At 54.7% G+C, this 7,757-nt stretch carries 11 protein-coding genes; all 11 read right to left on the reverse strand.

The window, feature by feature from the left end:
* Nucleotides 1–267 (reverse strand): hypothetical protein (locus PHQ58_RS22750; protein ID WP_300116008.1); only part of this gene is annotated, 267 nt, incomplete at its 3' end.
* A gap of 12 nt (nucleotides 268–279) precedes the next feature.
* The gene (locus PHQ58_RS22755) at nucleotides 280–948 is read right to left on the reverse strand and encodes a hypothetical protein (RefSeq protein WP_300116011.1); all 669 of its coding nucleotides are present in this window, start codon (nucleotides 946–948) and stop codon (nucleotides 280–282) included.
* A 5-nt stretch (nucleotides 949–953) separates the two neighbouring features.
* Entirely contained in the window at nucleotides 954–1,799 is an 846-nt protein-coding gene (locus PHQ58_RS22760) for an ATP-binding protein (protein WP_300116012.1), read from the reverse strand.
* Nucleotides 1,800–2,324, reverse strand: a complete 525-nt coding sequence (locus PHQ58_RS22765; protein WP_300116013.1) for a hypothetical protein — start codon at nucleotides 2,322–2,324, stop codon at nucleotides 1,800–1,802.
* The gene (locus tag PHQ58_RS22770; RefSeq protein ID WP_300116015.1) at nucleotides 2,317–3,309 is read right to left on the reverse strand and encodes a ParB/RepB/Spo0J family partition protein; all 993 of its coding nucleotides are present in this window, start codon (nucleotides 3,307–3,309) and stop codon (nucleotides 2,317–2,319) included. The genes PHQ58_RS22765 and PHQ58_RS22770 overlap by 8 nt, the downstream gene beginning before the upstream one ends.
* On the reverse strand, nucleotides 3,309–3,791 hold the full coding sequence (locus PHQ58_RS22775) for a hypothetical protein (protein ID WP_300116017.1): 483 nt from the start codon (nucleotides 3,789–3,791) through the stop codon (nucleotides 3,309–3,311). Before PHQ58_RS22775 ends, PHQ58_RS22770 begins: the two co-directional genes overlap by 1 nt.
* A 14-nt stretch (nucleotides 3,792–3,805) precedes the next feature.
* Nucleotides 3,806–4,069, reverse strand: a complete 264-nt coding sequence (locus PHQ58_RS22780) for a DNA-binding protein (RefSeq protein ID WP_300116020.1) — start codon at nucleotides 4,067–4,069, stop codon at nucleotides 3,806–3,808.
* Nucleotides 4,070–4,170: 101 nt separating this feature from the next.
* Complete coding sequence (locus PHQ58_RS22785; protein WP_300116021.1) at nucleotides 4,171–5,109, reverse strand: hypothetical protein; 939 nt, start codon at nucleotides 5,107–5,109, stop codon at nucleotides 4,171–4,173.
* 8 nt (nucleotides 5,110–5,117) lie between these two features.
* Nucleotides 5,118–6,518 carry a hypothetical protein gene (locus PHQ58_RS22790; protein WP_300116023.1) on the reverse strand — a complete coding sequence of 467 codons (1,401 nt, stop codon included), beginning with the start codon at nucleotides 6,516–6,518 and terminating at the stop codon, nucleotides 5,118–5,120.
* Between the two features lie 103 nt (nucleotides 6,519–6,621).
* Nucleotides 6,622–7,446 (reverse strand): hypothetical protein, encoded by an 825-nt coding sequence (locus PHQ58_RS22795; protein ID WP_300116025.1) that lies wholly within the window; start codon nucleotides 7,444–7,446, stop codon nucleotides 6,622–6,624.
* Entirely contained in the window at nucleotides 7,447–7,725 is a 279-nt protein-coding gene (locus PHQ58_RS22800) for a helix-turn-helix transcriptional regulator (RefSeq protein WP_300116026.1), read from the reverse strand. It lies immediately after the preceding gene.
* Between the last annotated feature and the right edge of the window lie 32 nt (nucleotides 7,726–7,757).

Genomic DNA, 7,757 nt, shown 5'->3' on the forward strand with positions numbered 1-7,757 from the left:
GCCTTTCTTCTTGCAATTGACAAGACGTTCACTGACCGGGCGACGACCCTCGGTATAACCGTCGCAGTCAACAAAGAAGCGGGTTTTGGCGTGCAGGCAGCGGCACTGCTTGATCATCTGGTGCTGATAGGCACGGGTGCAGTCAGTGCAGTAGTCGCTGTCACCAGCACGGGTCTTGACGGCATAGGTGCGCCACTGCTGGTACTGCGACGCGTCAGTGAAGCAGCCCGGGTGATAAGCCTGTGCTGTGGATAAAGAGGCATTCATGGCTGGCGCTCCTTACTGCGCCCAGGCGGGTTTGCCAGAGACTGGCGCGCGCTGCGGCCCTGGCGCTTGGTGTGCTGGTGGTGTTCCTGCACTTTGGGCCGAAGGGGCTTGTGGTGCTGAATTGGCTGGAGCTTGTGCGCCGGGTGCCAATTTCGATGGCACACCAAACGTACGTGCGTAGTCCGGGTGGTCAGGCTCAATGGCCATCTTGACCACGTTGCGGTCGTCACCCCGGTCGTCCTTTTCGATGTCCACACGCACCACAAACTCCAACCCGTCGAGATCAACAAAGCCTTGGATGCGCCGGGCAGCGGCAGCTTGTGGGCCGTTGTCCTGCGGCAGGAAGTTTCTGGCGCTGTTCAGTGCGGCGCGCACGAAGGTTCTGCCCATCTGCGTCCAGGTTGGCCCTTTGGGTGAGTACAGCCCAATGTTCGACCACATCTTGCGTTTGGCATATTCGCCACCGGTGATGACAAACTCGGCTGCCAAATAGACCGCACCCGTCTTGGATGACTGGGTGGGGTAGCCATCCGACCAGCCTTGACTGGCGTCGTAATGGCCACCGGGTTTCAGTGTCATCAGCACCGGCACAAGCGCACCCTTGGGGATCAGGTTAAAGCCGGACTGCTGGGCTTCTGCGTCGTTAAAGTCTGACCAGGCATTGGTGTTGTTGTCGTTCATTTGAATTACTCCTTGGAATCAGTGGTGGTTGGGGCTTGTGGGTGCTGTGCAGGGGTGCCAGTGCCAGCGCACTTGGCGATAAGCGCACCCAGGTCGGGCGGCTCCAGCAGGTCAAGACGACCGCTGCGGTCTTTGGCCGGATAGCCGTAAGGGTTGATGGTCGAGGTGACAAATGCCCGGTAGGAGCTACCGTCATCAGCCTTGATTTCAGCCAAGGTGACCACCTCGTCCACGATGCCGGGCAGTTGCAGGGCAGTGGCGCTGCCCTCAATCTGCGGCACAAATACCTTGCGGCCGAAGTCGTCGGTCTTGCAGTCGAGGATGGCCACGAACACCACGTTTTTGCCGCGAGCGTGTTGCAAGTGGGTCAAGGCGGTGACCATTTCCTGACCCAAAAGACCATACGCGCCGCGTGAATCAGGCTTGCCGGTGCGGTCAGAAAATGCTGCTGGCTGACTCTTGGCCCAGTTAAAGCAAAGCCGCGAGAGCGCCGTGATGGAGTCGCAGAAGTAGGTCTGGTATTTGTCCAGGCTCGCTGGGTCGCCATAAACCGAGCAGACATGGTCAAAGTGCGCCTGCGAAAACGGTGACTGCTCGGGCAGCGCCGGGTTGGGCCCTGCCAGATAGACCACCAGATCCCGGAACTCAGGCCAGGTGCGCGGCCGCAGGCAGTCGCCGTCCCAGTCCGAGACAGACAGGTCGCCCGCCTCCAAGTCTATGAACAAGGTGGAATGGGTATCGAGGAATTTCAGCTGAGTCGTTTTGCCGATGCCACTCACGCCCAAAATGACGATCTTGACGCCACGGCGCTGGGCGCGGCGTTGATCAGCAGTGATGATGGGAAGTGCCATTTAAGCCACCTCCGCTTCAACGTGCTCTGATGCACCAAGGACATCAAAAACACAACTGTCGCCAATGGCACCCATGGCCAGCGCCATGTCATGGAGTTCGGTCAGAGCCCGGTGGCGACTGATGTCGGCCCGAATCTGGCTTGTCAGCATGTCCAAGTGCGCGCCAAGCTCGCTAAAGGTGACCTTGGCCAGAGGCTTGTAGACGACACCCTCGTCGTTTGAGTCGTCCTCGCTGGGGATGCTGATGGCCGGTGGCAGCAGGCGTGCCATCACTTCGGGCACACCTGGGAGCAGCATTTGCATGCTTGACTCACAGCTTTTGGTGCTGTTTTTGAGTTCACGGCGCGCCACATCGGTGATGGCGTTTTCTGCCAACTGAGCACCAATGGCAGCAATGCTGTCGGGATTGGCTGTGCAGACCAGTTTTGCGATGTCACGCGGTTTGGCAAAACCAAAACAATCAAAGGACTGTGTGATTTCATTGCGCACCGCTTCGCGCAGGTGGGTGAGGGTTGGATTACGCATGGGCTTGGCTCCAAAGTGAATTGAGTTGATTGAGGTAAGGCACGGCGCTGGAAAGCCAGTCAGTGACGTTTTTCTGCTGGTAGGGAGGAATGGACGCAAATGCCTCGTTTGCTGAAAACTTCAGCTTGGCCAGAGGCTCAAGCCCCTCTCGCAAGTTCAGCCACTGCTGCATACGAGCGTTTTCACCGGGGTCGCCGGGCGCTGTGTGATAGCAGCCATCGCTGCCGAGTACCAGCAGACCTTTGGCACCTTCAGAAGCGATGCGCTTTGCCTCCATCGGCGTTGGCAGCGGAGTTGCCTGATCCTTGAGGACTTGAACTACTGCGAGTTGCTGCGCACCATCAAGTCCGGTCGCTTGAGCAACCTCATCGAAGATGCGCACAGCAGACTGACCGACCACACCAGCGCTCTGGATGCGGTTGCCCACATCCTGGGCAATGGCGCGAATCTCCTGGGGCGTGCGAGATAGCACTGCCTGCTGTGCGTCCACGGTAAGACGGCTCAAAGCCGCTGCGCTGGAGACCGCAATGACACCAGAATCAACAGCTGTTGCAAGCTCTGGCGCGCCATGCTCAAGAACAGCACGGGCGTGTTGAACCGTGCGTCGACTCACATTGAGCATTTCAGCGGCACTGTCCTGCGAGGGTGCGCAAATTTGCGCATGCTGGTTTGAACCAAGTGGTAAATTGGCCAAGCGTGCAGCCACCATTGCGCGCTGGCTCTCATCGAGGTGCCGCCGACGCAGGTTCAGACTAATGACCAAGGCGTTCAAGTCAGTGCCGTCCGGCACCACCACGAACTGTGGCTCGACACCTGCTTGTAAGCAGGCGCGGTACCGGTGACGACCATCAACGACGCTGTCTCCCATGATGTGGATCGGCTCGCGCAGACCGTTGGCCGTGATGTCGGCCACCAGCGCGTCGAATTCAGCCTGGGGCATGCTCGGGAAAATCTCACTGACAGGGTGAAATTTCAACGGCTCCATCACTGCACCTCCTGGTCGAGGGTCAACGTGAAGGACGGTTTGCCAGCGTCTACAGTGCGCGCAGCGGCAAACTGCTGCTGCAACGCCGGTGGCCAGTTGGTGTAACGGGACTCGGACACCGACAGCTTGATGTCGATATAGCTTTTGACCTGGTCACCAGATGCAGCCACTCGCTCAGCGATGTCGCCGAGTTGCTTTTGATCCCATGTGACTTTTTTTGGGAGGTCGAACTTGATACGCAGTGGACCGTCATTGATGTGAGCGGTACCAAAATCACGACCGGACTCCAGTAATGCAGCTTTTGCTTTTGCTGCATATTCCTGCTCCAAGGCGGCATCCAGCTTGCTCAGTTGCTTTTTGAGAAATGCGCTGGCTTCGATCAGGTTTTTGCTGATTTCATGCTTTTGCAGTGGTGAAAGCCGGGCGATTTGTGACACGGACATCTCGGCGATGTCGGCTGGGTAGAGGGTGAGATTGGTCATGGTCACGTCCCCTTTCATTGGTAAACCGATGTGAAAGTGGAGTGGCGCGACACGCGGCGCTCGTAGGCTTCGATCTCAGAGATGAGATAGGTGACCCGGGCACCCATCTTGCAAAAGATAGGGCCCAATTTTTCTTGCCGCCATCTGCGTAAAGTCTTTACCGAAAGACCCCAGCGTTGGGACAACTCTTGTTCGTCAAGGGCAAGCCGCAAGACAGCGGCATAGTGTGATTTGACGGGCGTTCGTCCCGTCTGATCGGTGGTGAAGTGGCGTTGCATAAGAAGTGCTCCATTGGTTGAAAAGCCACTTCGTATTCTTCGCACCGACCTCCGGATACGTTCCGGAAAACTTCCGGAAAAACCTCCGGAAATTCAACGGATCAACTTTTGTTTCTGAGTTCGTACATGCCTGCTCCAGGGTCTACGTTCTCCAGGTAGATGCTCCACTTGTCATATCCGAAAGTGGAACCAGGGTCTTTGCCACACCCGGTTCGCTCGATGACATCCTCCCATTTCAACGCGGGGAATTTTTCGCTCCTGACGCGCCAAAACGCTCGAATCACAGCCAGCTGCTTTCCTTTGAATGATTTGGACTTTTCCATATGTGGCAACTTGAGCTCGCCCGTGCTTTCGTTGAACCAGACAGAATCCGTTGCTTGAGGTGTGCCATCAAATCCGAGCATTCGATCCAGCATGTCGCGCCGAACCGAGACATGCGAGTGGTTTTGTTTGAGAAGAGACTCGATCCAACAAACTTGATGTCCATTGGCCACAACCATGTTGTCGTCAAACTTATCGACCAGCACAATACCCCGAGGGTCACGTCGGCGATCTTCTAAAGCCCGCTTCCAGTCTGCTGTGCAATGTTCAAGCCGCATTGCCAGGTACAGAGGCGCTTGATGATTGGTGTTGCCGATGCGCAAATCACCTAAATGCCACAGATGGTTTTCGATCAACTGCCGCTGAGACTCAGTTTTTGAAGGTTCAATTTCAAACAGATCAACAAGCGCATCGAACCAAACATCGGGGTTGAATGAATAAACGGCGATGTCAGACAAAGGGCGGGTTAGCGTCCGATTTCTGACACCTGGACTCTTGTAAGTGAAAACACCGGCAATCTCATCAATTTGAACTTGAACTTCCTCATGCACATCAAGGTCGCGCACAGGCACCCAAATTGACGACAAAATGCCAGCGGGGGTAATCCACTTTTTCTGTGAAAAGGTCTCGATACAGCCCTTGAGCTGATCGGACATGACACGCTCGCTTGTCTTGCCCGAGCGTCGCAAAGCCGAAAAATAGTCACCGTGAATGGTCACGAACGACTTTAATAACGATGAGCGCAGCCCAATTTCTGGAGCTGTGCGTAAATCAAATTCTTGTCTTCCATCGTCTTGTCGCCTTCGTTAAAGTCGTTGGGAACCTTGAGGTTGACTGACACGGCATGTGATTTGCGGTGAAGTGTTCTGGCGATTCGCATCGACAGCTTCACTTGAGGCACTGCATATTGGCTCAAGTCGGCGAGGTGATGCTCATCCTTTGCGACGGTATAAATGTCTCGATCTTCATAGCGGTCGTGGCGAATATCAAGGCAATTGCTGACCCTGCGCTGCATTGCTCGGCCTTTGACGAACACATCACGGCTATGATTTTTCGCCACAGTGATTGTGCGAATGGTGATACTTTCAATGCCATCAATCCGATTGCTTTTGATGCGGGCGAGCATTTCTGAATCTCTGAAATCATCAAGATTGAACTCGTACATGGGCATCGTGCTGATGTCACCCTTGCCATCAAAAACCACATCCCGAAAAAGACCTGCAAGGTCGCCACGCACTTCCTCATGGTCGCAGTACACGACCAACAGCCCTTTTTCCGCATACAAAGCGTAACTCAGGCTGGTGAGCGATGTTGTTTCGTGGTCATGAACGACACCGGCTCGCACTTGCTGATAGAAAACGTTTGATCCGTTGAATTTGGCATGGAGGGTGTGCAACTCAACAGGCTGGTCAGGTTTGGTCAAATCGCGCTTTTCGAACGACTCAATCACGATGTCTTCGCTTTCGATTTGGGGAAACAGCGCCATCAAGCCAAGTTTGAATTTTTCTCGCGCTGAATCATCGAATACGGGAGTCACACCTTTAATGCAGGCGAAATGGCTGGCGAACTTTTTGCAATGCACCCGCCGCACCAATTCCTGACGGGCTTCAGCGTGCTCAAACCGGTCATCAGGTCGCATTGCGCTAACCGTCTTGGTCAATTGCAAATACAGATACAAGGCGCGGTCAAAGCGCGCAGGAGACTCTTTTTTTCCACAGAAGCGGGCAATTTCCTCATCCGTGAGCATCTCGTCAATGGCCAGCGCACCATAGTTGTCACATAGCAGGTCGATGCGTTCACTGATGAGCTCGAGTTTCAACTGGACGGACGCGTCCAGTTGCACGACTTCCTTAAAGACAGCGTCCCGTCGCTCTGGGCTCAGGCTTCCCTCGGCCTTGCCCAAAAGCGGCAGCACGGCAATAGGTGGGCTACCCAACGCCGACTCAATGAATTCACCGATCAGCTTGGTGTGCTTGATTTTTCGGACCAAGGTCACGAAATGCTGCATGCCTCCGAGGATGACCATCCCGTTGTCGCCTTGACGCGTCTTGGCAGTTTTCGTTTTGGGCTGCAAATCCGCAGCTGGTGGGGTTTGTTTTTCAAATGGGGCTTTTTCAATTTCTGACATAGGCTAACTCCTTGATTTGACGAATGCGCGATTGCGTGACAGGTTAATAGTTGTTTTCAAAAAAACCGACACGAGGTCGGCGGCTCAATACTGATCTCAACGATCAATAATTCTTGGCTCCTGGCTTGAGGAGTCCGTATCGATCCATGCGAACACGGATAAATTTCGGTGTAACGCCAAAGCGTGTGGCCAGCGACTTCAGTAACGGATCCATTCCGTCAAAACCAAAGGAACTCTTGGTGGTCAGGGTCATGCCCATGCCTGGAAAATCTGGAGCAATGGATTGACCTCGGGTTATCGTCACGCTGTGTTGCTCAGCCAAATCTTCAACGGCCCGTATCAGGTGCTGACGCGGCACCAGCAGTGAGCCCATAAATTCGTTGGCACGAAACTCGGCAAAGCGAACGCTGGCCTCATGTGCCGTGTTGCCAGCCGGGGCCGATTTGGACAAATGCTCCGCATCTGGTGTGGTCATGCGATAGGCTTTGTGCGCAGTGAGAGCAGGGTCATCAAACAATCCCGCACCTTGTGCTGCCTCATGAATCCAAGCTGGGGCTTCAAAAACCGCATGCCCAAGTTCGTGGGCAAAGGTACTCAGCACCAACTCAGGCGAAGCAATGTCGCAGATTGGCGTAACCGAGAGCAGAGCCGCATCCTTGGACGCAACGGGGTCAAACTCACAAACGCCCAAAACTGCGTTGCCCAACTCATCCTTAACTGGGTGATCGGTGTCGACCCATAACTCGTAAGGGATGCCGTTGACCTTCATGTCGCTAATGGCAGCCAGAACTTGGAGCGTCAATGCGTCGGTGTCGCCACTGATCAATTGCTGGCGCGCTTCCAGTGCAATATTGGTAACTTGGGTGTGCTTGACGTAGTCAGGAAAATAGCGGTCGCAGTGCTGGTAGTTGAGTGTTAGTAAAGACATTCACTTCTCCGCCTGCGACTGCTTGCGGTACATCCGCACGACATTGCCAACCTCTGTCTGCAAGTCCGGCGGCAAGCGGCTTGCTTCAATGAATGCATCGTCAACGCTAACGCCGAGAATTTCTGCTGCCTTGATGATCAACTCGTCTTTGGGGGCATTTTCCCTGTCGCGCTCAATGCGTGACCAGTAGGCAGGCGAAATCTCGAGCAGACGGGCAAAGTCGTTCATTTGCATGCCCTTTGCCTCTCGATGAAGTCGAATGAATGCTCCGAAGCTCATGGTGTTATTTAAGTTGCGCGATTAGTTAATTT

Origin of the sequence: Rhodoferax sp. (genome assembly GCF_028688795.1) — a bacterium.
GTDB lineage: Bacteria > Pseudomonadota > Gammaproteobacteria > Burkholderiales > Burkholderiaceae_C > Rhodoferax.

Excerpts from the sequence above, each read along its gene's own strand:
- PHQ58_RS22755 (WP_300116011.1), bottom strand. The coding sequence starts at position 948 with ATGAACGACAACAACACCAATGCCTGGTCAGACTTTAACGACGCAGAA.
- PHQ58_RS22765 (WP_300116013.1), bottom strand. The coding sequence starts at position 2,324 with ATGCGTAATCCAACCCTCACCCACCTGCGCGAAGCGGTGCGCAATGAA.
- PHQ58_RS22800 (WP_300116026.1), bottom strand. The coding sequence starts at position 7,725 with ATGAGCTTCGGAGCATTCATTCGACTTCATCGAGAGGCAAAGGGCATG.
- PHQ58_RS22770 (WP_300116015.1), bottom strand. The coding sequence starts at position 3,309 with ATGGAGCCGTTGAAATTTCACCCTGTCAGTGAGATTTTCCCGAGCATG.
- PHQ58_RS22780 (WP_300116020.1), bottom strand. The coding sequence starts at position 4,069 with ATGCAACGCCACTTCACCACCGATCAGACGGGACGAACGCCCGTCAAA.
- PHQ58_RS22795 (WP_300116025.1), bottom strand. The coding sequence starts at position 7,446 with ATGTCTTTACTAACACTCAACTACCAGCACTGCGACCGCTATTTTCCT.
- PHQ58_RS22790 (WP_300116023.1), bottom strand. The coding sequence starts at position 6,518 with ATGTCAGAAATTGAAAAAGCCCCATTTGAAAAACAAACCCCACCAGCT.
- PHQ58_RS22760 (WP_300116012.1), bottom strand. The coding sequence starts at position 1,799 with ATGGCACTTCCCATCATCACTGCTGATCAACGCCGCGCCCAGCGCCGT.
- PHQ58_RS22775 (WP_300116017.1), bottom strand. The coding sequence starts at position 3,791 with ATGACCAATCTCACCCTCTACCCAGCCGACATCGCCGAGATGTCCGTG.